The organism is Bartonella sp. AA23NXGY (assembly GCF_042197165.1).
Taxonomy (GTDB): Bacteria; Pseudomonadota; Alphaproteobacteria; order Rhizobiales; family Rhizobiaceae; genus Bartonella.
Genome location: NZ_JBHIRO010000092.1, coordinates 1 through 802, shown reverse-complemented (window position 1 = coordinate 802; position 802 = coordinate 1). Strand labels below are relative to the sequence as shown.

The window sequence follows — 802 nt, the reverse complement described above, 5'->3', positions numbered from 1 at the left end:
GCTTGCATCATAAACACCTTGTCCCGCCCGTGTCTCAAACACCACATCACGGCTTTCGTTAAAGTAAAAGGTCTCCCGTTCACAAAAACGAATAGCTGCAAAAATGCTTTCTTGGATTTGTTGAACATACTCATCGGCTATGTCATCAATCTCATCTTGAATGACCGACACTAAGTGCGAAAGTGTTCTCTTATGACGATAAACATCTCGCTTTACAGGTATCGGTCCTCCAGTCTTAACCCGAATATAATGACGTGTCATCAAAATACCTCTCAGTGATTAGTCACGAATTCAACGACTATACTTGCTTGACCAGCTTGTACTGTTTTGTCCGCTTTAGCATAGAGAGTGACCTCTTCATCATAAGGGACAAATTCCTTCTGATTGGTGGGCTTAACCTCTTTTACTGCCTGTTGTTTGATTTCCGCTTCACCAAACTCAGTCCCTCCAGCAGTGCTGCCTATTTTGACCTTTGTGTCCGAAAATGCTGTCTTAACAAACACTTTAATCGAAGTAATCAAAGCACCACGAGGGAGGGTGCCTATCTTCATCACCTTTTCTTTATCTTCATAGCTAAAATTAAGCCGCAAAAAGCTTACCTGCTGGGTATGAAGATTTCTCCCTTGCAAGGGCTGTGGTAAATAATCTGCCATGTCTTATCCCCTCAATGATTTGTTACGAATTGCACAACCACAATACATTCACCAGCATCGGTGGTTTTGTCTCGTGTTGCATAAAGGGTCATCTCCTTATCATCTGCAACAAAAGACTTTTGATCTGTTGGCGTAAAATCTTGCGTGCC

General features: G+C 42.4%; 1 protein-coding gene and 1 pseudogene. Both read right to left on the bottom strand.

Annotated features, from left to right (window positions below; genetic code table 11):
• A pseudogene (locus ACFINY_RS09815) lies at window positions 1-261 on the bottom strand (hypothetical protein); the annotation flags it as partial.
• 11 nt (window positions 262-272) lie between these two features.
• Window positions 273-653: a hypothetical protein gene (locus ACFINY_RS09810; RefSeq protein ID WP_375612646.1), complete on the bottom strand. Its 381-nt coding sequence runs from the start codon at window positions 651-653 to the stop codon at window positions 273-275.
• Window positions 654-802: the final 149 nt, after the last annotated feature.